The 22,120-nt window shown below is 72.0% G+C and carries 21 protein-coding genes; 9 read left to right on the top strand and 12 right to left on the bottom strand.

The genetic code is table 11. From position 1 onward, the window contains the following. Positions 1-148: 148 nt before the first annotated feature. From AB0G28_RS46580 to AB0G28_RS46565, 4 genes are all read right to left on the bottom strand, one after another. The gene (locus tag AB0G28_RS46580; protein ID WP_361105132.1) at positions 149-1,222 is read right to left on the bottom strand and encodes a Glu/Leu/Phe/Val dehydrogenase dimerization domain-containing protein; all 1,074 of its coding nucleotides are present in this window, start codon (positions 1,220-1,222) and stop codon (positions 149-151) included. Positions 1,223-1,350: 128 nt separating this feature from the next. Then, the gene (locus tag AB0G28_RS46575) at positions 1,351-2,544 is read right to left on the bottom strand and encodes a kynureninase (RefSeq protein WP_361105129.1); all 1,194 of its coding nucleotides are present in this window, start codon (positions 2,542-2,544) and stop codon (positions 1,351-1,353) included. Next, on the bottom strand, positions 2,541-3,335 hold the full coding sequence (locus AB0G28_RS46570) for a tryptophan 2,3-dioxygenase family protein (protein WP_361105126.1): 795 nt from the start codon (positions 3,333-3,335) through the stop codon (positions 2,541-2,543). The genes AB0G28_RS46575 and AB0G28_RS46570 overlap by 4 nt, the downstream gene beginning before the upstream one ends. After that, entirely contained in the window at positions 3,332-4,147 is an 816-nt protein-coding gene (locus AB0G28_RS46565; RefSeq protein WP_361105123.1) for a PaaX family transcriptional regulator C-terminal domain-containing protein, read from the bottom strand. The genes AB0G28_RS46570 and AB0G28_RS46565 overlap by 4 nt, the downstream gene beginning before the upstream one ends. A 48-nt stretch (positions 4,148-4,195) precedes the next feature. Between AB0G28_RS46565 and AB0G28_RS46560 the strand changes: the two genes are divergently transcribed. The 4 genes from AB0G28_RS46560 to AB0G28_RS46545 are packed head-to-tail and all read left to right on the top strand — an operon-like array spanning position 4,196 to position 7,968. Next, positions 4,196-4,948: a creatininase family protein gene (locus tag AB0G28_RS46560; RefSeq protein ID WP_361105120.1), complete on the top strand. Its 753-nt coding sequence runs from the start codon at positions 4,196-4,198 to the stop codon at positions 4,946-4,948. Continuing rightward, positions 4,941-6,455 carry a benzoate-CoA ligase family protein gene (locus tag AB0G28_RS46555; protein WP_361105117.1) on the top strand — a complete coding sequence of 505 codons (1,515 nt, stop codon included), beginning with the start codon at positions 4,941-4,943 and terminating at the stop codon, positions 6,453-6,455. Before AB0G28_RS46560 ends, AB0G28_RS46555 begins: the two co-directional genes overlap by 8 nt. Further along, entirely contained in the window at positions 6,452-7,144 is a 693-nt protein-coding gene (locus AB0G28_RS46550) for an SDR family oxidoreductase (protein WP_361105114.1), read from the top strand. Before AB0G28_RS46555 ends, AB0G28_RS46550 begins: the two co-directional genes overlap by 4 nt. After that, positions 7,141-7,968 (top strand): enoyl-CoA hydratase family protein, encoded by an 828-nt coding sequence (locus AB0G28_RS46545; RefSeq protein WP_361105112.1) that lies wholly within the window; start codon positions 7,141-7,143, stop codon positions 7,966-7,968. The genes AB0G28_RS46550 and AB0G28_RS46545 overlap by 4 nt, the downstream gene beginning before the upstream one ends. 10 nt (positions 7,969-7,978) lie before the next feature. On the opposite strand, the gene AB0G28_RS46540 is transcribed toward AB0G28_RS46545, so the two are convergent. Beyond that, positions 7,979-8,575: a TetR/AcrR family transcriptional regulator gene (locus tag AB0G28_RS46540; protein ID WP_361105109.1), complete on the bottom strand. Its 597-nt coding sequence runs from the start codon at positions 8,573-8,575 to the stop codon at positions 7,979-7,981. A 63-nt stretch (positions 8,576-8,638) separates the two neighbouring features. On the opposite strand from AB0G28_RS46540, the gene AB0G28_RS46535 reads away from it, so the two are divergent. After that, the gene (locus tag AB0G28_RS46535; protein WP_361105107.1) at positions 8,639-9,292 is read left to right on the top strand and encodes an SDR family NAD(P)-dependent oxidoreductase; all 654 of its coding nucleotides are present in this window, start codon (positions 8,639-8,641) and stop codon (positions 9,290-9,292) included. A 4-nt stretch (positions 9,293-9,296) separates the two neighbouring features. On the opposite strand, the gene AB0G28_RS46530 is transcribed toward AB0G28_RS46535, so the two are convergent. The 5 genes from AB0G28_RS46530 to AB0G28_RS46510 are packed head-to-tail and all read right to left on the bottom strand — an operon-like array spanning position 9,297 to position 13,077. Beyond that, complete coding sequence (locus AB0G28_RS46530) at positions 9,297-9,686, bottom strand: VOC family protein (protein ID WP_361105104.1); 390 nt, start codon at positions 9,684-9,686, stop codon at positions 9,297-9,299. Beyond that, complete coding sequence (locus AB0G28_RS46525) at positions 9,686-10,603, bottom strand: SMP-30/gluconolactonase/LRE family protein (protein ID WP_361105101.1); 918 nt, start codon at positions 10,601-10,603, stop codon at positions 9,686-9,688. Before AB0G28_RS46525 ends, AB0G28_RS46530 begins: the two co-directional genes overlap by 1 nt. A 10-nt stretch (positions 10,604-10,613) precedes the next feature. Continuing rightward, the gene (locus AB0G28_RS46520) at positions 10,614-11,270 is read right to left on the bottom strand and encodes a histidine phosphatase family protein (RefSeq protein WP_361105098.1); all 657 of its coding nucleotides are present in this window, start codon (positions 11,268-11,270) and stop codon (positions 10,614-10,616) included. After that, positions 11,270-12,328 carry a phosphotransferase family protein gene (locus tag AB0G28_RS46515; RefSeq protein ID WP_361105095.1) on the bottom strand — a complete coding sequence of 353 codons (1,059 nt, stop codon included), beginning with the start codon at positions 12,326-12,328 and terminating at the stop codon, positions 11,270-11,272. The genes AB0G28_RS46520 and AB0G28_RS46515 overlap by 1 nt, the downstream gene beginning before the upstream one ends. Next, positions 12,325-13,077 (bottom strand): SDR family oxidoreductase, encoded by a 753-nt coding sequence (locus AB0G28_RS46510; RefSeq protein WP_361105092.1) that lies wholly within the window; start codon positions 13,075-13,077, stop codon positions 12,325-12,327. Before AB0G28_RS46510 ends, AB0G28_RS46515 begins: the two co-directional genes overlap by 4 nt. Before the next feature lie 369 nt (positions 13,078-13,446). Here AB0G28_RS46510 and AB0G28_RS46505 point away from each other — a divergent pair, with 369 nt between their 5' ends. Continuing rightward, the gene (locus tag AB0G28_RS46505; RefSeq protein WP_361105090.1) at positions 13,447-14,367 is read left to right on the top strand and encodes a hypothetical protein; all 921 of its coding nucleotides are present in this window, start codon (positions 13,447-13,449) and stop codon (positions 14,365-14,367) included. 101 nt (positions 14,368-14,468) lie between these two features. On the opposite strand, the gene AB0G28_RS46500 is transcribed toward AB0G28_RS46505, so the two are convergent. Then, on the bottom strand, positions 14,469-17,435 hold the full coding sequence (locus AB0G28_RS46500; protein WP_361105088.1) for a LuxR C-terminal-related transcriptional regulator: 2,967 nt from the start codon (positions 17,433-17,435) through the stop codon (positions 14,469-14,471). On the opposite strand from AB0G28_RS46500, the gene AB0G28_RS46495 reads away from it, so the two are divergent. Continuing rightward, on the top strand, positions 17,434-17,808 hold the full coding sequence (locus tag AB0G28_RS46495; RefSeq protein WP_361105085.1) for a nuclear transport factor 2 family protein: 375 nt from the start codon (positions 17,434-17,436) through the stop codon (positions 17,806-17,808). The genes AB0G28_RS46500 and AB0G28_RS46495 overlap by 2 nt on opposite strands. On the opposite strand, the gene AB0G28_RS46490 is transcribed toward AB0G28_RS46495, so the two are convergent. Further along, on the bottom strand, positions 17,803-19,437 hold the full coding sequence (locus tag AB0G28_RS46490) for an acyl-CoA synthetase (protein WP_361105082.1): 1,635 nt from the start codon (positions 19,435-19,437) through the stop codon (positions 17,803-17,805). The genes AB0G28_RS46495 and AB0G28_RS46490 overlap by 6 nt on opposite strands. Before the next feature lie 131 nt (positions 19,438-19,568). Here AB0G28_RS46490 and AB0G28_RS46485 point away from each other — a divergent pair, with 131 nt between their 5' ends. Continuing rightward, positions 19,569-21,257, top strand: coding sequence for a bifunctional 3'-5' exonuclease/DNA polymerase (locus tag AB0G28_RS46485; protein ID WP_361105079.1), 1,689 nt, complete (start codon positions 19,569-19,571; stop codon positions 21,255-21,257). Positions 21,258-21,297: 40 nt separating this feature from the next. Further along, entirely contained in the window at positions 21,298-22,032 is a 735-nt protein-coding gene (locus AB0G28_RS46480) for an ABC transporter ATP-binding protein (protein WP_361105076.1), read from the top strand. The last annotated feature ends 88 nt before the right edge of the window (positions 22,033-22,120 follow it).

Raw genomic sequence — 22,120 nt, 5'->3', positions numbered from 1 at the left:
GAGTGGAGTTCTTTCGTGTGATATTCGGATGTGTCGCCCGATCGGGCCGGTCCGTGAAGGCCCCCTTACCGGCTCTTATGGCCGGGAAGGAGGCCTTCACGGACTTGGGCGATCCCCTTCGTAAGGGACTGTTCCAAATGGCGGGTGGCTAGACCGTGAGGATGGACCGCAGCCGGCCGACCTCGGCCATCCGCCGCTCGGCGAGGCGGTCGGCCGCCGTCGCCGGGGGTACTCCCTCGGTGTCGGCGAGCGCGAACACGGCCTTCGTCGTGTCGTAGATGGCCGTCGTCTTGCGCTTCGCCCGGTCGAAGTCGAAGCCGTGGCGCTCGTCGTCGACCTGGATGACGCCGCCGGCGTTCACCAGGTAGTCCGGTGCGTACAGGACGCCGCGGTCGGCGAGCTGCTTGTCGATGCCCGCGTGGGCCAGCTGGTTGTTCGCCGCGCCGCAGACGACGCGGGCGCCGAGCACCGGCACCGTTTCGTCGTTCAGCACGCCGCCGAGCGCGCACGGCGCGAAGACGTCCAGCTCGGTACGCAGCAGGGTGTCCACGTCGGACACGACCGCGACGGACGGGTACGCCGACCGGGTGCGCTCGATCGCCGGGGCGTAGACGTCGGTGATCGTCACCTGCGCGCCGGCGTCCACGAGGTGCCCGACGAGGATGTGCCCGACCTTGCCGACGCCGGCCACGCCGACGCGCTTGCCCGCCAGGTCCGGGCTGCCCCAGACGTGCTCGGCCGAGGCGCGCATGCCCTGGAAGACGCCGAACGCGGTGAGCACGGACGAGTCGCCCGCGCCGCCGTCCTCGGGCGAGCGGCCGGTGACGTACTGGCACTCGCGGGCCACGACGTCCATGTCGTGGACGTACGTGCCCACGTCGCACGCCGTGATGTAGCGGCCGCCCAGGGACTGCACGAAACGCCCGTACGCGCGCAGCAGCGCTTCGGACTTGAGCGTCTTCGGGTCGCCGATGATGACGGCCTTGCCGCCGCCGAGGTCGAGCCCGGCCAGCGCGTTCTTGTACGCCATGCCCTTGGACAGCGCGAGCACGTCGTCGAGCGCGTCGGATTCGGTGGCGTAGGGGTGGAAGCGCGTCCCGCCCAGTGCGGGACCGAGCGCGGTGGAGTAGATGCCGATGATGGCCTTCAGGCCACTGGCGGCGTCGTGGCAGTACACGACTTGTTCGTGCCCGGTGCCCCGGGCGAACACTCCTTCGGTCACGGTGGTGACTCCTTTGTCTCCCGCGCCCGGTTCGTGGCCGGGACGCGCTTCGGGTGGTCAGAGCCGACAGCGGCGGAGGTCGTCCGGCGCATCGTCCACTCCGGTTATCAAGCTATCCCACCACCGCGTCAGCCTCGGACCACCGCGCCGAGGGTGTTCATCGCCGTCTCCAGCTGCGTGTCCGACAGGTACGGCGCCGGGCCGAAGCGCAGGTGGTGGCCCCGGCTGTCGGTGCGGACGCCCTGGGCGGCCAGGGCCGCCTGCAGCCCGGCGGCGTCGGCGCAGCGCAGCGACAGGAACCCGCCGAGCATCCCGAGCGGCGTCTCGCGGTCGCGCGTGACGACGTCCTCCGGCAGCGCGAGCTTGTCGAACACTTCAGCGAGCAGTCCCACCTGGTGCTGCGACACCTCGCGCAGGAACTCCGGCGTGAGGCCCTGCTCGGCGAAGAACCGCTGGACCCGGACGCCGCGGTAGTGGCTCGCCGGGTCGTAGGTCGCGCCGGCGAACCGGTCGCCGCCGGTGGCGTACGGGACCTTGCCCGGGTGGCGCTCGTCGGCGAGCGCGCCGAACTCGGCGTACCAGCCGGTGATCACCGGCCGCAGCTCCTGGGCGTGCGCGGGCAGCCGCAGGAAGCAGTTGCCCTCGCCCAGCTGCAGGTACTTGTAGCCGCCGCCGAGCACCCAGGCGTTGGTGAGCCCGAGGTCGTGCAGCGCGAACGGCACGACGCCGAGCGCGTGGTAGGCGTCGACGACCAGCTCGATCGAGCGGCCGCGGCAGACGTCGGCGAGGTGCGCCAGCCCGGGCACGAGCCTCGACGTCTCGAACAGCACGGCCGAGACGAGCACGGCCGCGGTGTTGCCGTCGACCTCGGCGGCGACGCGCTCGGCCAGCGTGCTCACCGGGTCGAGCGGCACGCGCACCACCTCGACGCCCTCCTCCTCGAGGCGGGCGAGCTGCCGGCGCAGGGTGTGGAACTCGCCGTCGGTGGTGACCAGGCGCGGCCGCCGCGGCAATTCCATCGCCGAGAGGAACCGCAGCACGAGGTCGTGCGTGCTCGCGCCGAGCGCGTACTCGCCGTGCGGGTCGCCGAGCAGCAGGCGGAAGCCCGCGCGCAGCTCGTCCGCCTTGGCGAAGGCGCGGTCCCACTTGCCGTCGACGTCTCGGGCGGCGTCGGCGAAGGACTCCAGGAGCCCCTCCTCGGCGACGTCCGGCCAGGCCTGGTGCGAGTGCCCGGAAAGCAGCAGGCGGTCGGCCACCGCGAACCGGGTGTAGTGCGCGGCGAGGGCGTTGTCGTCCGCGCGAAGGTCGTCCAAAGTGGTCACAGTCGGCTCCGTACGGCCCAGAGATCCGGGAACATCGGCTGGAAGAGCGTGGTACGCAGGTACGTAGCGCCGGACGATCCTCCTGTCCCGGTCTTGTCGCCGATGGTGCGTTCGACCATCTTCACGTGCCGGTAGCGCCACTCCTGCATCCCTTCGTCGAGATCGACCAGACACTCCGCGACGACCGAGGGTCCCCCGTCGTCGCTGTACACGTCCAGCAATATCGCCTGCAGGGCCGGGGACGGCTCCACCGGTCGAGTGACGTCTCGGTCACACTCCACCTGGTAGCCAGAAGCCTTGAGGTACGCGAGAAAAGAGTCGAACAACGACGGCCGCGCCATCGCTTCGGCAATGCGTTTCCGCTGCTCGCCGTCTTCGGGGTAGTGCGCGAACACGCGCTCGTCGCGGCGCCCGAGCACCGCTTCCAGTTCACGGAACTGGGCCGACTGGAAGCCGCTCGAAGCGTCCAACCGGGCGCGGAAGCCGGCGAACTGGCTGGGCGTCATGGTTTCCAGCACGTCGATCTGCGCGACGGCGACCTTGAGGATCGTGAGGATCCGGCGCAGCGTGCGGATGGCGTGCGCGGTGTTGCCCTTTTCCAGGTTCCGCTGGAGGAACTCGGCTTCGTGCAGGATTTGCTTGAACCACAGCTCGTAGACCTGGTGGATCACGATGAACAGCAGCTCGTCGTGCTCGTCCGAACGCGTGCGCTGCGCGTTGAGCACCTCGTCCAGCGCGAGGTACGAGGTGTAGCTCAGCGCTTCCTGCGTCGCTTGGCTGGTTTCGGTCATCCTCTGGTCACCTCGTCGAAATGGCGCTGAGCGGGGTCCGCGAGCGCGGCGTACAAATCGTGGAACAGCTCGACCGCCGCCGCCCGGCGATCCGGCGCGGGCACCAGGTCGGCGGGCAACTCGGGGTCGAGCGACGGGAACGCCCGGAACGTGTGCACCAGGCGCGTCCGGACCTCGAACGCTTCGGCGTCCGAAACGTCCTTGTCCGCGTACCCGCCGAACTGGCCGACGAACGCGGCGTACCGCGCGGCCAGGTCGTCGAGGTCCCAGGCCCGCCCGGCGAAGCGGCGGACGTCCAAAGCGGCCGACGGCCGGCCGAGCAGCAGCCCGGCGTGCTCGGTGACGTCGAGCTCGCCGAGCAGGGCGACGACCTCGGCCTCGCGGTCGTGCGGGGCGATCCAGGTGCCGTCCTGATAGGGCCCGAACCCGAGGAACCGCAGCCGCCTGACCAGGCGTTCCCTGGCCTGCCGGCGGCTCTCCGGGATGCTCTGCCACAGCACGGTCCACTCGCCGGCGGCGCGCTCGCGGCGGCCGAGGGAGAAGATCCGGTGGTCGCCGTCGGCGAGCAGGGCGATGGTGCGCCGGGTCAGCGAGTAGTGCACGGTCCGGCCTTCGCGGTGGCGCTGCAGCAGGCCGCGGCGCACCAGGCGGGTGAGCGCGATGCGGGCGGCGCCGTCGGAGAAGCCCAGCTCGGCGAGCACCGCGACCAGGCCGCCCGACCACACCCGGCGGGTCTCGCGCGGGTGCACGTAGCTGCCCAGCAACGTCACGACCAGCTCCTGGGGGCTGGCTTCGAAAGCGTCGGCGGGCATGCACGCAACTCTATACACCTCAGGCCGCTGCGGTGTAGCTTGATTTGCGTGACGTACTTCGCGGACCTCAGCTCGCCGCAGGTGGCCGCCCTGGTGGACGGCCCCCGCGTCCCGGTGCTGCTGCTCCCGCTGGGCGCGATCGAGCCGCACGGCCCGCACGCGCCGCTGGGCACGGACCCGCTGATCTCGCGCGGGATGTGCGAGCGCGCGGCTTCACGCTTGGCCGCGGACGAGGACGTCCACGTGCTGGTCCTGCCCGAGGTGCCCTACGGCGTGACGCGGTTCGCGGCCGGGTTCGCCGGCGGCGTCCACATCGGCGAGGAGACGCTGCACTCGCTGCTCGTCGACATCGGCGCGGCGCTGATCGGCCAGCGGCTCCGGCGGATCCTGCTGGTCAACAACCACTTCGAGCCCGCGCACCTGGTCACGCTGCGGCGCGCGGTGGAGACGCTGAACTTCGCCTACGACGGCCGCGTCGCCCTGCTCGACCTGGTCCGGCGGCGGCACGCGCAGCGGCTGACCGAGGAGTTCCGGTCCGGTGAGTGCCACGCCGGGCGGTACGAGACGTCGCTGGTCCTCGCCGACCGGCCCGAGCTGGTCGACCAGCCGCTGATGCGGACATTGCCGCACGTGCCGGTCAGCCTGGCTTCGGCGCCTTCGGACGGCGGTTTCCGGGCCATGGGGATGTCGGACGCCTACTGCGGCGAGCCCGCCGAGGCGACCGCTTCCGAGGGTGAAGAGACGTTTTCGACGTTGACCGATCTGCTGGTGGAAGCCATCCGGGAGCTGGCCCGTGAGTGAGCCGTTCAACCTCGCCACGCACTTCCTCGACCGGCACGTGGCTTCCGGACGAGGTGACCGGACCGCGCTGTACGTCGGGGACCGTTCGATCAGCTACGCGTCGCTCGCGGCCTCGGCGAACCGGGCCGGCAACGTGCTGCTCGACGCGGGTGTCCGAAAAGGACAGCGGGTGCTGCTGGCGCTGAGCGACGGCGACGAGTTCGTCGCGGCCTGGTACGGCGCGCAGAAGATCGGCGCGGTCACCGCCGAGGTCTACCCGTTCCTGCAACCCAAGGACTACGCGTACTACCTCGGCTACACCGAAGCCGTCGTGGTGCTCGCCGACGCCGTCACGCTGCCCGCGTTGCGCGAAGCGGGTGCCCGGAACTTGCTGGTCACCGGCGTCCCTTCCGACGAGCTGCTGCCCGGTGAGCGTCCATACCGGACACTCGTCGACGCGGCGCCGGACACCCTGGAAGCGGCACCGACCACTTTGGACGACGTCGGGATCTGGAAGTTCACCACCGGCAGCACCGGCGCACCCAAGGCGTGCGTGCATCCCTTGCGCAGTCCGCTGGAGAGCTTCGAGCGGTACGCCGTCCAGGTGCTCGGGCTGCGCGAGGACGACCGGATCCTCGCCGTGCCGAAGCTGTTCTTCGGCTACGCGCGTGATCTGGTGGCGCTGTTCCCGTTCGGCGTCGGCGCCGCCGGGATCGCGTTCCCCGAGCGCAGCACCGCGGACCTGATCTTCGAGCTGATCGCCCGCCACCGGCCGACCGTGCTGGTCAACGTGCCGACCATGATGAGCGCGATGGTCGCCCACCCGGCCGCGGCCGAGCAGGACCTGAGCTGCCTGCGGATGACCACGTCGGCGGGCGAAGCACTGCCCTCGGAGCTGCACCGGAAGTGGGACGCGGCGTTCGGCGTGCCGGTGGCCGACGGGATCGGCTCGTCCGAGGCGTACCACATCTACCTGTCGAACCGGCCGGGCGCCGCGCGGATCGGCACGCTCGGCACGCCCGTTCCCGGCTACACCGCCCAGGTCGTCGACGAGCTCGGAACTCCGTTGCCGGACGGGGAAATCGGGCCGCTGCGGGTCACCGGGCCGACGATCGCGCTGGAGTACTTCGGCGACCCGGAGAAGTCCGCGCGGACGTTCGACGGCGACACGCTCACCTCCGGCGACCTCTTCAGCCGCGATCCGGACGGGTCCTTCCGCCACCACGGCCGGGCCGACGCGCTGCTCAAGGTCGGCGGCGTGTTCGTCGCGCCCGGCGAGATCGAGGACTGCCTGCTCGGCCACGCCGCCGTGGTCGACTGCGCGGTGGTCGGGCACGAGGTCGACGGCCTGGTCGTGCCGCGCGCGTACGTCGTGGTGCGGGCCGAGGTGTCGGCGGAGGAGCTGAAAGCCCACGCGAAAGCCCACCTGGCCAAGCACAAGTACCCCCGCGAGGTGGTCTTCATGCCGGAGCTCCCCCGCACGGCCAACGGAAAGCTCGACCGGCGTGCCCTGGCGGGCCGCCCGTGAGCCGCCTGGTCGTGGTCACCGGCGGCACCCGCGGCATCGGCGCGGCGATCGCCGACCGATTCCGCGCGGCGGGTGACACGGTGCTCGCGCCGGGCCGGGCCGAATGCGACGTCACCTCCGAAGAAGCGGTGGCCGCGTATTTCGCGTCGGCGGGGCCGGTGGACGTGCTGGTCAACAACGCCGGAATCTCTTCGAGTGCCCCGGTTTCGCGGACATCGCTGGCCGACTGGCGCGGGCAGTTCGAGGTGAACGCGACGGGCGCGTTCCTGTGCACGCGCGCGGTCCTCGACGGAATGCGCTCGCGCGACAGCGGCCGGATCGTCACGGTGGCGTCGACGGCCTCGCACGTCGGCTACCGCTACACGGCCGGGTACACGGCGTCGAAGCACGCGGCGGTGGGGTTCATGCGCGCGGTGGCGGCGGAGCTGGCCGGCACGGGCGTCACGGCGAACGCGGTGTGCCCGGCGTTCGTCCGCACCGACATGACGGCGACCTCGGTGGAGCGGATCGTCTCGCGATCGGGGCGTTCCGCTTCGGAAGCGGAAGCGGCACTGGCGGCGGCGTCCCCGCTCGGCCGGCTGCTGGAGCCGTCCGAGGTGGCGTTCGCGGTGTCCTTTTTGGCGGCTCCGGAAGCCGCCGCGATCAACGGCCAGACCCTCGTACTCGACGGCGGAGGAATCCAGTCATGAGCCCGTTCCGCGCGACCGCACCGCTGACGAAGGAGTGGGAGCACTTCGGCTTCGAGGTCTCCGACGGGGTGGCGACGGTGACGTTCACGCGCCCTTCGAAGCTCAATGCGCTGACATTCGACGTGTACGCGGACCTGCGGGACCTGGTGGTGGAGCTGCCGCAGCACGAGGACGTCCGGGTACTGGTGATCACGGGCGAGGGACGCGGGTTCTGCTCGGGCGGCGACGTCGAGGAGATCATCGGCGAGCTGCAGAAGTTCGAGACGGCGCAGCTGCTGGAGTTCACGCGCATGACCGGCGCGGTGGTGAAGGCGCTGCGCGAGTGCCCGCTGCCGGTGATCGCGGCGGTCAACGGCGTCGCGGCGGGCGCGGGCTCGGTGATCGCACTGGCCAGCGACTTCCGGCTGCTGGCGGAGTCGGCGAAGTTCGCGTTCCTGTTCACGAAGGTGGGGTTGTCCGGGGCGGACATGGGGTCGGCGTATCTGTTGCCTCGGCTGGTGGGCTTGGGCCGGGCTACGGAGCTGTTGATTTTGGGCGACAAGGTGTCGGCTTCACGGGCGGCTGAGATCGGGTTGGCTTCGCAGGTGGTTCCCGACTCGGAGCTGCCTGGTGCCGCCGCGGCTTTGGCACGGCGGCTGGCTGATGGTCCGGCGCTCGCGTATGCGACGACGAAGGTGCTGCTGACTCGTGAGCTGGATATGGATCTGGGCAGCGCGATCGAACTCGAGGCGATCACGCAGGCGTTGCTGATGACGGCGAAGGACCACAAGGAGTTCTACGCGGCCTGGACGGCGGGGCGGGAGCCTCGCTGGACGGGACGCTGAGCCGCCCGGCTCACCCGTCTCGGGTGCAGGGCCTGAGCAGCGCTTCGAAAAGCGTGTCCACCGATTCCGGGGAGAACTCCACTCCGGTGAGCGCGCCGTAGACGATCGGCCCCAGCAGAGCGTCCATCGCGGCGTCCGGGCCGAGCCGGGGTGAGATCTCGCCCGCCTCGGTCGCCCGCGCGATCAACTCGCGTTCCCGCTCACGCCGTGGCCTGAGGTAGCGCTCCTGGAAACCCACGGCCGCCCCGGGATCGTGCTCGGCCTGGGCGAGCAGCGCGAGCAGGACTTTGCCCGCCGGGTCGTGGGACAAGAACCGGGTGAAGCCGCGCAGGTAGTCGCGGATGCCGTCCGCCGTGGGCGAATCCGGAATCGGCACGTCCTCGGCGCTGTCTTCGACGAGCGTGTCGAGGAGGATCTCGACCTTCGACGGCCACCAGCGGTAGATCGTCTGCTTGGCGACGCCCGCCTGCCGCGCGATCGCCTCCACGGTCAGCGCGGCGAAGCCTTGCTCGGCGAGCAGGTCGTCCGCGGCGTGGAGCACCGCCAGGCGGGCGGCCTCGTCACGGCGGTTGCCGGAGCGGGCCCGAGGAGGATTCGCGGCGGGCATGCCGGGACGATACCGTGCTACTGTCTAGACGCAACGTCTCGTCTATGCAACCGAGGAGTCCCTGTGCCCGAAGCTCTCGTCATCGGCGCCTCACGCGGACTGGGACTCGTCCTCGCCCGCGAACTCGCGCGGCGTGACTGGCAGGTCATCGCCACGACCCGCGACGGCGCGTCCCCGGAAGGGCTGACGACCGAGCAGCTGGAAATGACCAGCCCCGAGCAGCTGGCCGCGTTGCGCGAGCGCCTGGCCGGACACCGGCTCGGCCTGCTCTTCGTCAACGCCGCGATCGACCGCGGGAACCTGCCGATCGACCAGGTCCCGACGGAGATGTTCACCGAAGTGATGATCACCAACGCGTTGAGCCCGCTACGCGCTCTCGAAGCCCTTCGCGGGCTGGTAGTGCCCGGCGGCACGGTCGCGGTGATGTCGTCCGAGCAGGGCAGCATCACGCGCAACACCGAAGACGGCTACGAGCTTTACAAGGCGAGCAAGGCGGCGCTCAACCAGCTGATGCGCAGCTACGCGACCCGGCACGCCGGCGACGGCCACACCAAGCTGCTCATCGATCCCGGCCACAACCGCACCCACCTCGGCGGCCCGGACGCTCCCCTCGACCCCGGGGAGACGATCCCGATGGTCGTGGACGTCCTCGAAGCGCACGCGGGTACTCCGGGGCTGCGATTCCTGGACCGGCACGGCGAAACCGTGCCGTGGTAGCGCGTCAGGGCACCACTTCGGCGAGGCCGATGAGGTTGCCCTCGCTGTCGCGGAACCACGCGGCCCGCTCGCCGCTGCCCTTGCTCGGGTAGTTGCCGTCGATCTCCAGGATGCCGCCGCGCATGCCCTCGTACTCCTCGAACACCACGCCGCGCTCGCGCAGCACCGCTACCGTCGCTTCCAGGTCGTCCACGTAGAACGCGACCTGGGTGAACGAGCCGTCCGATCTCCCGGACGAGGCGTACAGGCAGAAGACTCCTGACGCGCCTTCGTAGCGCAGGCCGCTTCTGCGCTCCTCGACCGCCTCGAGGCCGAGCTTTTCCGCGTACCAGCGCCGGGCGCGGGTCAGGTCCTGGGTGGGGATGCGTGCTTCGATCCGGACGTTGCTCAGCATCACCCGATGGTAGGTGTCACCGCGATCGCCGACTCCTCCAACGAGCCGAAATACAGCTTTCCCCGCCACTCGCGCACGCCCACGAGCATGTGGAACCCGGGGATCTCGCCGCGCAGCTCGCGCTCGACCTTGCCGTCCGCCGCGACGCCCAGCACGCCGACCTCGCGGCCTGGGCGGGGCTGCAGCGACGTCGGGAGCGCGCGGATCCCCGCTCGCAGGAAGGCCGGGAGGCGGCGCGCCACGTCCAGGGCCGCCACGCGCGGCGACGCCTGCGTGATCCAGATAAGCCCGTCCGTTCCGGTCGAGATGTTGTCCGGGAAGCCCCACAGGCCGTCGACGAAGACGTCGGAACGGCCATCACGCAGCCACACCCGCGAAACCCGGCACGCGCCCGTCTCCGCCACCGCCACGAACGACTCGTCCGGGGCCAGCGCGACGCCGTTCGCGAACTGGAGGCCGTCGAGCAGCAGGTCGATCGAGCCGTCCGGGGAGCGCCGGAGCAGGCGGCCGCCCGCCGTCTGCTCGATCAGGTCGTCGCGCCAGTTGTCGATGCCGAAGCGGCGGGAGGAGTCCGTGAAGTAGATCGTGCCGTCAAGAGCCACCGCCGCGTTGTTGCAGAACACGAAGTCCAGACCCAGGGCCGACGTGGCGAGCACCGACGGCGTCCCACCCGAGCGCGGCACCACCAGCAGCCCGGCCCGCGCGTCGCAGATCAGCAGCTCGTCGTCGCCGTACAGCTCCAGCCCCAGCGGGCGGCCGCCCGTGTCGGCGACGACGTCGATGTGCCGTCCGTCCGGGGACAGGCGCAAGATCCGGCCGTCGTCGACGCCGGTGTAGATCCGGCCTTCGCCGTCGACCACGACGTCCTCCGGGCCGTGGCCGTTCACCGGGTACAGCGTGACCTCGCCGAACCGCATCGGGCGCCTCCTAGCGATAGGTGAGCAACGAAGCCGCGTCCGCCTCGAAGTGCGGGTGCTCGTTGAACGACAGCATCGTGACCCCGCCGCGGCCGGACACCAGCTTCGTGATGCCGCCGTTGACCGTGACGCGGTTGAGCTTGAGCAGCCCGGCTTCGGGCGTCCCCAGCAGGGCGCCGCAGACCGTGGCGATCACGCCGCCGGAGGTGAACACGACCGCGTGCTCGCCCTTGCCCAGCGACGCGACCAGGTCGGCCAGCGCCGCCCGGCAGCGCGCGAGGAACGCCGGCCACGTCTCGGCGCACGGGCCCTCGGAACCGGCCTCGACCCACGCGGTCAGCGCCGCGTCCAGCAGCCCTTGGTACGCCCGGGAATCCTCCTGCGGCGCCCCGCCGGCGTGGTGCAGCGCGATGTCGACGTGGTCGTACTCGTTCCAGCGCGGGTCCTCGACCACCGGGACGTCGGTGCCGAGCACCTTCAGCGCCGTCGCCGCGGTGTCGCGCTGCCTCGCCAGCGAACCCGACCGGATCTGACTGAAGGAAACATTGCGCCGCAGCAGTTCCGCACCGACCACAGTGGACTGTTCGAAGCCGCGCGGCGACAGCGCGTCGTAGTCGGACGCGCCGAACGACGCCTGTCCGTGCCGGACCAGGTAGATCGCGCCCACTACACACTTCCCTTCGCGATGATCTCCCGGCAACGCCAGTCGAGGTAGCCGACGAACTGCCAGAAGTCCTTGAACGCCGGGTTGCGGGTGGCGCCGTCGTGGTAGCGCCGGTACAGCTGCTGCAGCACGGCCGCGAGCCTGAACAGGCCGTAGACCTCGTAGAACCGCCAGTCCCCCACGGACAGCCCGGTCTTCTCCGCGTACCGCGCGACGAACTCCTCGCGGGTGAACATGCCGGGCAGGTGCGTCGGCTGCCGCCGGCTCGTGTGCATCACGTCGTCGTCGCCGGCCTGCACCCAGTAGGCCAGCATGCTGCCGAGCTCCATCAGCGGGTCGCCGAGCGTGGCCATCTCCCAGTCGAGCACGCCGGTGATGTTCAGCGTCTCCGGGCCGTCCAGCACCAGGTTGTCGAGGCGGTAGTCGTTGTGGATCAGGCAGATCTTCACCTCGCCGGGCCGGTTCGACGCCAGCCACGCGCGCACTTCGGCGAAGTCGCCGACGTTGTCCGTGCGCGCCGCGACGTACCGCTCCGACCAGCCGCGGATCTGCCGCTCGACGTACCCCGCGCCCTTGCCGAGATCGGCGAGCCCGGCCTTCTCGACGTCGACGGCGTGCAGGTCCACGAGCCGGTCGACGACCTTGCCGGACAGCTCCCGCGCCCGCTCCGGCGTCAGCGTCATCCCCGCGGGCAGGTCGCCGCGCAGGATCAGGCCGTCGAGCTTCTCCATGACGTAGAAGTCGCCGCCGAGCACGCTTTCGTCGTCACCGAACGCCACCATCCGCGGCACGTACGGGAACACCGGCTTCAGCGCGTGCTGGACGCGGTACTCGCGCCGCATGTCGTGCGCCGACGCGGCCTTGTGCCCGGCGGGCGGGCGGCGCAGGATCAGCTCCCGGTCCGGGTAGGTCAGCTGGTAGGTCAGGTTCGACGCGCCGCCCGCGAACTGCCGGACGAGCGGCGGTTCGTCCCCGAGGCCCTCGACCTTCCCGCTCAGCCAGGCGTGCACCGCGGCGGCGTCGAAGGCGTCCTCCGCGCGGACCTCGACCGGGCTGTTCACGCGACCTTCCGCAGGACCGAGCCCGGCAGCAGGCGCATGACGACACTCAGCGGCACCCACGGCCACGGCGGGACGTAGGCGCGCGCCGGCTCGGCCTCGATCGCCTTGGCCAGCGCCCGGGCGCCGTGCTCGGCCTTGGCCAGCAACGGGTTCCGGCCCATCCGGTCGTTCATCTCGGACTCGATGTAGCCGGGCCGGACGTCGGTGACGGCGATGCCCTTGGGCTTCAGCTCGATCCGGGTGCCGTCGACGTACGCCGAGATTCCCACCTTCGAAGCGGCGTACGCGGTGAGGTTGCCCGGGAAGCCGCGGAGCGCGGTGAACGAGGAGACGACCGCCAGGTGGCCGCCGCCCTGTTCGCGGAAGATCGCGGCGGCGGCTTCGATCTGGGCCGCGGCCGCGACGAAGTTGACTTGGAGGGTCTCCCGGTTGGCGTCGAACCGGCCCGTGCCGACGGGCTGCCCCTTCCCGAGCCCGGCGTTCACAATCACCCGATCGAGGGAGCCGAGTTCGGCGCGGAACTCCTCGAAGACGGTGACCACGCGGTCGTGGTCGGTGACGTCGAGAGTGCGGGTGACGACCTTGATCCCCGGGTGCGCCGCGGTCAGCTCGGCGGCCAGTTTTTCGAGCCGCTCGGTGCGCCGTGCGCACAGCGCGAGGTTGCGCCCCTTCGCCGCGAACTGGCGGGCCATGCCCTCGCCCAGCCCGCTGCTCGCGCCGGTGATCAGGATGTTCTGCCGGAGGACCATGCCCGGGATGCTACCCGGTGGTAACAAGACCGGTGGCCCGGCGCTGGGGGCGTCGCCGGGCCACCGGTCTTCGCGCGGCCACCTCGGCCGGTCGCACAACGCGGCCGGGTCAGCCGGAGCCGGAACCGCTCTCGCGGCCGGTCACGCCTGCGCCCGGGTGGGCCGTGAGGGGGAGGCGGAGCCACCGGCGCAGGCAAGTCATGTAAGCGTGCCCGCCCAGGCCGGGGCAATGGTTCACAGTTGCCAGTACTAGCCCGTTCGCCCGAGTGGCGGTGCTGGTGAAGACGGGCGCGGACGGTACGGGGAATCCTGCTAACGTGCTCCGTGTCGGAGATCCAGGGGGACGGCACGGGGCGGGTCGGATCGGCAATGGCGGGCAGCACGGGCGGTCAGGACGGTGAGCGCACCGCGTTCGCCACTCAGCTGCGGGCGGCCATCGCCACCAGCGGGCTGTCGCTCGACCGGATCCAGGCGCGGCTGCGGGCCCGCGGCGTCGTCGTCAGCGTCACGGCCCTCAGCTACTGGCAGTCCGGGAAACGGCAGCCGGAGCGCCAGAGTTCGCTGTCGGCCGTGCGCACGCTCGAAGACATCCTCGACATCCCCGCCGGTGCCCTGCTCGGGCTGCTGCCGCCACCCCGGCCGCGCGGCGGCGCCGGGAAACGGCACACCCGCGAGCCGATGGCGTTCCCGCGCGAAGTGCTGCAGCCACTGCTGGACAAGGTCGGCGCGCCGCAGGCGCTGGAGCGCCCGCACCCGCTGAAGCTGGTCGGGCTGCACGACCTGTGCGAGATCGCCGAAGACGGCGGCCAGCGCGCGGTCACCGCCCGGGCGGTGTTCCAGGCGGCCGCGGACGGCCAGGACCGCTGGCTGCTCATCTACACCCAGGACGACCCGGCGGCGGGCCCGCCGGAACTGCACGCCGTGCGCAACTGCACCGTCGGCCGCGCGGAGGTCGACGAAGCCCACGGCCTCATCGTCGCCGAGCTGCTCTTCGGCCGGCCGATCAACCGGGGCGAGACGCACCTGATCGAGTACACGCTGACCAACAGCGGGCCGCCGTACCCGGAGTGCCGCAACACCCACTACCGCGAGTTCCGCCGCCCGGTGCCGGAGTACCTCCTGGAGGTCCGGTTCGCGCCGGGCACCGCGCCCGGCAACTGCTGGCAGTACGCCCGCCACGGCACGACCGGCACGCTCGCCCGGCGCCCCCTCAAGCTCGACGGCGCCGACGGCGTCCACGCGGTGGCGCTGGACTTCGGCCCCGGCGTCTTCGGCATCGACTGGGACTGAGCCCGCCAAGCGCCCCAATGTGGCATTCGGTGCGTCCAACGCACCCAATGTGGCGTTCGGTGCGTCAGACGCAACCAACGCCACATTGGGGCGCTTGGGCCTCAGCTCAGGTGCGTCGCGGCCAGCGTGGCCAGCTCGGTGCGGTTCGCGATGCCCAGCTTGGCGTAGACGTGCGCCAGATGCGTCTTCACCGTGCCGCGGCTCATGAACAGGCGAGTGCCGATCTCGGGGTTCGTGCAGCCCTCCGCCGCCAGCTTCACGACCTCCAGCTCGGTCGGTGTCAGGCTCCCCCAGCCGCTCGACGGGCGGCCGCGGGCCCCGCGCGTGCGGCGGACGAACGCGACGACGTCGTCGAGGCGCATCGGCGGCTCGTCCGTCGCGAGCCCGAGGGTGTCCAGCTCGGCCTGCTCGACCGGACGCCGCGGGAACCCCAGTTCGGCCCGGGCCTGGGACGCCGAGACGAGCACGCGGGCGGCGTCGGCCGCGCGGCCGGTGCGCGCGAGCAACGTCGTCAGCGCGTCGAGACTGGCCAGGACGCCCAGGCGCAGGCCGTGGTCGACGCGCAGCGCCAGCGCTTCGTGCTGCAGCTCGGTGGCCTGCTCCGGCTCCGCCAGGTGCCCCTGCTGCTCCAGCACGCCGGCCAGGGGTGACGGCAGCGACCAGCGGCGGGTGAGCTCCACGGCGGTGGTGAGCACTTCGGCGGCCTCCTCGGTCCGGCCGAGCGCACGCAGCACGGCCCCGCGTTCGGCCAGTCCCTGCGACGCCATGTACGTCCCCGGAACGGCTTCGCGTTCGAACCAGCCCAGCGCCGCTTCGAACTCGCCGCGTCGCCAGTGCAGCTCGCCCATGACCCGGGCCATGCCCGGCACGAAGACGTCGCCGGCGGTTTCGACCAGCCGGAGGAACGGCTCCATCACGCGGAACCCGGCCTCGACGTCCCCGGCCAGGCAGTGCACCAGCGCGAGCTGGCACAGCGTCGTGTTGACCCGGTGGAAGTCCCCGAGCGGTGCGGCGACGTCGACGGCCTGCTCGGCCAGTTCCCGCGCCCGTGGCAGGTCCGCCGCGGCGAGCGCGATCATCGACCGGACACTGAGGACGGTGGAGGCGAGCCCGCGGTCTCCGCGGCGCAGGAGTCCTTCGCCTGCTTCGGTGAGCAGGGGCACGGCTTCGTCGTGGCGGTCGCGGACGAATTGGACGATCCCGCGCAGCATCAACGCACTGTCGCGCGCGAAGCCGTCTCCGGCGTCTACGGCGACCTTCTCGGCTTCGACGGCGACGTCCCAAGCCGTGTCGAGGTCCGTGTAGAGGTGACCGAGGCCGGTCAGCGAAAGGCATCGCGCGCGAAGGCCGGCTTCGCCGAGCTCGGTGGCGAGGTCCAGGCCCTGCCGCGCGGCTTCGAGGTCGAACGGCGCCGTCGTGTCCGCGACCAGCCCCATGCCGGTCAGCAGCCGGGCTTGCAGGACCGTCCGGTCGTCCGGGCACCGCGCGACGGCGCGTTTCAGGTGCGCCAGGCCCTCGTGGCCGCGGCCGCGCAAGTTCCACAGCCATGCGACGGCGGCGGCGAGGCGGCGGCCGCGCGTGGCGTCTTCCCGCGTGAGCCCCCATTCCAGGGCCACGCGCAAGTTGTCGCGCTCGGGCTCCATCCGCGCCCGCCAGGCATCCTTGTCCCGGTCCAGCTCGGGCTCAGCCGCCTCGGCCAGCGCGAGGTAGTGGTCGAGGTGACGATCACGCGCCGCGTCCGTCTCGCCCGCCTCGGCCAGCCGGGCGGCCGCGTACTCGCGCAGCGTCTCCAGCAGCCGGTAACGGCCGTCTTCGGCCAGCACCAAGGACTTGTCGACGAGCCGGCCGAGCGCGGGCAGCACGGCCGGGCCGCCCGCGGCGTCGAGGGTGAACCCGCCGGCGAACACCGCGAGCCGCCGGAACACCGCGCGGTCCGGTTCGTCGAGCTGGTCGTGGCTCCACGCGATGGAACCTTCGAGGGTCCGCTGCCGTGCCGGCACCCCGCGCGGGCCGCGGGTGAGCAGGGCGAACCGGTCGTCGAGGCCGGCGTCGATCTGGTGCGGCGCCAGGGTTCCCAGCCAAGCCGCGGCGAGTTCGACGGCCAGGGGGATGCCGTCGAGCCGCGTGCAGATCGACCGGACGGCGGTCGCGCTGGAGGCGTCCAAAGTGAACAGTGGCCGGACCGCGCCCGCACGCTCGACGAACAACGCGACCGCTTCCTCGACGCCCAGCGGCGGCACCCGCCACACCGTCTCCCCCGGCACGCCCAGGGGTTCCCGGCTGGTCGTCAGGACCGCCACCTCGGGACACGACCGCAGCAGTTCGACGGCGACGTCGGCGACGCCGTCGAGCACCTGCTCGCAGTTGTCGAGGCAGAGCAGCACGCGCCGGTCACGCAGTTCGGTCGCGACCGAGCGGGCGGCGCCCACGTGCGGCTCCACCGGCACGCCGAGCGTCGCGGCGACCAACTCGGCGACCTCCGCGTGCGCGGTGACGGCGTCCAGCTCCACCCACCACACGCCACCGGGCCACGCGTCGGTGGCGGCCACCTGCGCGGCCAGCCGTGTCTTGCCGCTACCGCCTGGACCGGCGAGGGTGACGAGCCGTGTCTCGGCGAGCCGACGCCGGACGTCCGCTACTTCGGTCTCGCGGCCGACGAACCCGGTCAGCTGCACGGGCAGGTTGTTCGGGACCGCGTCGAGCGAGCGCAGCGGGCGCGGATCGGGTGTCTCGCCGAGTTCGTAGACGCGCTCCGGCGCGGTGAGGTCCGGCAGGCGGTGGACGCCGAGGTCGTGCAGCGTGACGGCGTCCCCGAGGGCCGCCGCCGTGCGCGCCGACACGAGGATCCGGCCCTCGTCCGCCAGCGCGCGCAGGTGCTCGCAGCGGCGGACGGCGGGTCCGGCGGGCGTGCCGTCGTCGCGGAGCAGCACTTCGCCGGTGTGGACGGCCGCCGGGCCGCCGGTCAGCGTCGCGAGGGCCTCTTCGGGCGTCGCGAAGACGGCCGGGGCGGCGTCGCCGGCGCACAGGATCGTGACCGTGCCCGCCGGGAGGAGTTTCGTCTCAGTCATGGCCCGGCCAGTCTGCCAGCGGATCTCGGCCAGGTGGCCGATGTTCGGCTACTCGCCGCCTGCGACCTTCGAAACCGTGGAGACGTTCGAAGAGCTGCTGGCCCGCTGGCGGGACGCCGACGCGGGCGGCGACACCGGCGCGCTGGCGCCGCTGCTGGCCGACGGCTTCCGCGGCGACGGCCCGGCCGGGCGCGTGCTCGGCAAGGCGGACTGGCCCGGCCGGCCGCCGTCGGCCGCGTTCCGGTGGACGCGGCTGGAGGTGACGCCGGCGGTCGGCGTCGCGAGCGGGCACCGCGACGGCGTCGCCTGCACGGTGGTGGCCGAATGCCGCGACGGGCGCTGGCGGATCGTCAACGTCCAGCGGGGCTCATGAGAGCTTGGTGCGCAGCACCTTCCCGGTTGCGTTGCGGGGCAGCTCGTCCAGGAACTCGACGTCCCGCGGCACCTTGTAGCGGGCCAGGTTCGCCTTGACGTAGTCGCGGACCTCGTCGGCGTCCAGCGAAGCGCCCTCGGCCCGCACGACGAACGCCTTGAGCCGCTGCCCGAACTCCGGGTCCTCGACCCCGATCACCGCCGCCTCGAGTACGTCTTCGCGCTCGACCAGCAGGTTCTCCACCTCGATCGGGAACACGTTCTCGCCGCCGGAGACGATCATCTCGTCGTCGCGGCCGTCGATGAACAGCAGGCCGTCTTCGTCGAAGTGCCCGACGTCGCCGCTGGAAAGCAGGCCGTCGATGATCTCCTTGTGGCGGCCGTCGGTGTAGCCGCCGAAGCTGAGGCCGCTGCCGACGAACACGCGTCCGGTCACGTTCGGCTCGGTGATCTTCCGGCCCTTTTCGTCGTACAGGGCCACCTTGCAGCCGACCGGCGCACGGCCGACCGTGCCCGGGGCCTTCGCCCAGTCCTCCGGCGTCGCGACCGTCGCCACCGCGACCTCGGTCGAGCCGTAGAGGTTGTGCACGACCGGGCCGAACGCCTCGTTCGCGCGGTTGCCGAGATCCGGCGACAGCGCCGAGCCGGCGACGAAGACGATCCGCAGCGACGACGTGTCGTACTTCTCGCGGACCTCCTTCGGCAGGTCGACGATGCGCTGCAGCATGGTCGGCACCAGCACGAGCGCGGTGCACCGGTGCTCGGCGACGCCGCGCAGCGCTTCCTCGGGGTGGAACTTGCGCCGCATCACGACCTTCGAGCCGAGTGCGAAGGACAGGATGAACTGCGACAGCCCGGTGCCGTGGAACAGCGGCGCGCCCATGTAGGTGGCTTCGTTGGACCGCAGCGGGATCCGGTCGAGGAACTGCGCCGACGCGAGTGCGGAGGTGTGCGGGCGCGGCGCGCCCTTCGGCGTGCCGGTGGTGCCGCTGGTCAGCAGCACGAACCCGCCCGGCTTGGCCGGGGCCGGCCACGGCCGGTCGTCGGTGCTGGCGATGATCTCGTCGAGGATCGGGACGGTGTGCTCGGCCAGGTCGGTGCCGGGGTCGACCCACGCGAGGTAGCGGTCGACGCCGTCCGGGATCGCGTCGAGCAGGCCGGTGAACTCCTGGTCGTAGACGAGCGCGGTGACGCCTTCGCGCTGGGCGACGTCGGCCAGCTGCGGCTTCGCGAACCCGGTGTTCATCAGCAGCAGGCGGACGCCGAGCTTGCCCGCCGCGGCCATCGTGAGCACCAGGCCGCGGTGGTCGCGGCACAGCGCGGCGACGACCTGGCCGGGCCGGATGCCGCGCTCCGACCACGCCCTGGCCAGCGCGTTCGACTGGTCGTCCAGCTGCTTGTAGGTGAGCGGGCCGAGCTCGTCGACGATGCCGACGGCGGCCGGGTCGCGGCGCGCGGAGATGTGGTTGGCGCCGGCGAACGGGCCGTACTTCCGCAGCGCGACCAGCGAGCGCACCCCCTCGTCGAGCCGGGGGAAGGGGACCAGGCCCGCCCGCCGCATCACGTCGACGCTGCGGGCCGTCTCGGCCACCTTGTCCGCCACCTGCGTGGCGAGCGCGACCAGGCTCATCCAGGCACCTCCGTTGCTGCGGGAACAGAGCCCACGCCGTACCGGCGGTATGGGGGCTACTGGAGAGTAAACCAACCCGGCCGGATGCGCACCCGGCGCTTTTTGTCGGTGGTGGTCGGCATGATGTCTTCGTGCAGGTGATCGCGGGACGGGAGGAGGACGGGAGCTTCACCGTGGAGACACCGTCGTCGGCGGCGACAGGGCTTGGCGAGGCGGGTTTCGTGGCGCTGGCCCGGGAGCTGGAGGCCGACCACGAGCCGCGGTGGGTGTTCCCTTCGGTGGAAGGGACGTACCCGGTGCTGATGGCGGCCGGGCTGCGGGTGCGCCGCTGCCACGACCTCGCGCTGGCGGAGGGGCTGCTGCTGGCGTACGAGGGGCTCGAAGGGCAGTCGCGGAGCTTGCGGGCGGCCTGGGCCAGGGCGAACGGCGAGGAACCGCCCGAGGACGCGGCGGCCGTCGAACTGGCGCAGCCGACGCTGTTCGAAACCCGCGTGCCGACGCTGCCGGAGGGCGTGCCGGTGGTGACGGCCGCGCGGCGCGTGCTCGCGGAGCAGGAGCGGCGGGTGGCCGCGGCCGAGCACCCGGACCGGCTGCGGCTGCTGCTGGCCGCGGAGTCGGCGAGCGCGCTGGCCGCGGCGGAGATGTCGGCCGACGGGCTGCCGTGGCGGGCCGACGTGCACGAGGCGCTGCTGGCGTCGCGGCTGGGGCCGCGCGTGCCGGCCGGGCAGCGGCCGAAGGCCCTGGTGGAGCTGGCGGCGAAGATCAGCGAGGCGTTCGGCGGACGGCCGGTCAACCCGGACTCGCCGCCGAGCGTGGTCCGGGCGCTGGCCCGCGAGGGGATCGAGGTGCCGGCGGCGCGGAAGTACCTCCTCAAGGGCATCGACCATCCGGCGGTCGGTCCGTTGCTGGAGTACAAGGAGCTGTCGCGGCTGTTCGCCGCGAACGGCTGGGCGTGGCTCGAGGAGTGGGTCACCGACGGCCGGTTCCGGCCGCACTACGTCGTCGGCGGTGTCGTGTCCGGGCGGTGGGCCAGCCGCGGCGGCGGAGCGCTGCAGATCCCGAAGGTGCTGCGGACGTGCGTGCGCGCGGACCCGGGCTGGAAGCTCGTGGTGGCCGACGCCGCCCAGCTGGAACCCCGGGTGCTCACGGCGTTGTCGGGCGACCGGCGGCTGGCCGGCGTCGCGGCGGCGACGGACCTGTACGCGCGGCTGGGCGAGGCGCTGTTCTCGGGTGCCCGGTGGGTCCCGGCCGCCGACGACGACCGCGACGACCGCGCGCGGGCGAAGATCGCGATGCTCTCGGCGATGTACGGCGGCACGTCCGGCGAGGCGGGGCCGCTGCTGGGCCTGCTGCGGCAGCGGTTCCCGGACGCGGTGTCCTATGTGGAGCGCGCGGCCCAGGCCGGTGAGCGCGGCGAACGGGTCCGGTCCCGGCTGGGCCGCACCTCCCCCGCGCCCTCGGCGGCGTGGCGGGCGTTGACCGGTGGCCTGGCTTCGGACGAAGCCGGGGAGCTGAAGGCCCGCCGGGCGTCGCGCGGCTGGGGCCGGTTCACGCGCAACTTCGTGGTCCAGGCGAGCGCGGCCGACATGACCGCGGTGATGCTGGCGACGCTGCGCCGACGTCTCCCCGCGCCGGCCCACCTGGTCTTCTTCCAGCACGACGAGGTCATCGTCCACACCCCGGCCGAGCTGGCCGACACCGTCACGAAGTCCATTGTGGACTCGATGACGGAGGCGGCGAAGCTGCTGTTCGGGCCGGCCTGCCCGGTGCGCTTCCCGCTGCACATCGCCCCGGTCGACGTCTACGCCGACGCGAAGTAGCTCTTATCGTTCTCACATCCGGCGGTGGTGCGCTGGGGGGATGGAACTCGTGCTGGCCGCCGAGCGGCTCACGAAACGGTACGGTCCGCGCGTCGCCGTGGACCGGCTGAGCTTCACCGCGCACGCCGGGGAGATCCTAGGGCTCCTCGGCCCGAACGGCGCCGGGAAGACCACCACGATCCGGCTGCTGACGACCATCCTCGCCCCGACCGGCGGCACGTTCACGGTCGCCGGGGTGCCGTCGACCGAACCCGCCGAAATCCGCCGCCGCGTCGGCGTGCTGCCCGAGAGCGCGGGCTACCCGGCACAGCAGACCGGCTGGGAGTACCTCCGCTACCACGGACGGCTGTTCGGCCTCGACGCCCGCACCGCCGGCGAGCGCGCCGAGCGGCTGCTCGGCGAGGTCGGCCTCACCGACCGGGCCCGGACGCGGATCGCGTCCTACAGCCGCGGCATGCGCCAGCGGCTCGGCATCGCCCGCGCGCTGGTGAACGACCCCGCCGCGCTGTTCCTCGACGAGCCCACCCTCGGCCTCGACCCCGCCGGGCAGGCCCGGATCCTCGACCTGGTCCGCGAGGTCGCGCGGCGCAGCGGCGCCGTCGTCGTCCTCAGCACGCACACCCTGCACGAGGTGGAGCAGCTGTGCACGCACGTGCTGATCCTCCACCGGGGCAAGATCCTGATGACCGGCACGCCCGAAGACGTCACGCGGCAGGCCGGCACGGACCGGCTCGCCGACGCGTTCCTCGTGATGACCGGGGAGGCGGGCGGATGAGACATCCTCTGTCAACCTCAGGCTGCAGTTCGAGGGCTGAGGGCTCGTTGACGGTTGCGAATGTGAACGGTCTCGTCGTAGCGGTTGC

Origin of the sequence: Amycolatopsis sp. NPDC021455, from assembly GCF_040640995.1 — a bacterium.
In the GTDB taxonomy this organism is placed as follows: domain Bacteria; phylum Actinomycetota; class Actinomycetes; order Mycobacteriales; family Pseudonocardiaceae; genus Amycolatopsis.
This window is presented reverse-complemented; position numbering and strand designations above follow the sequence as displayed.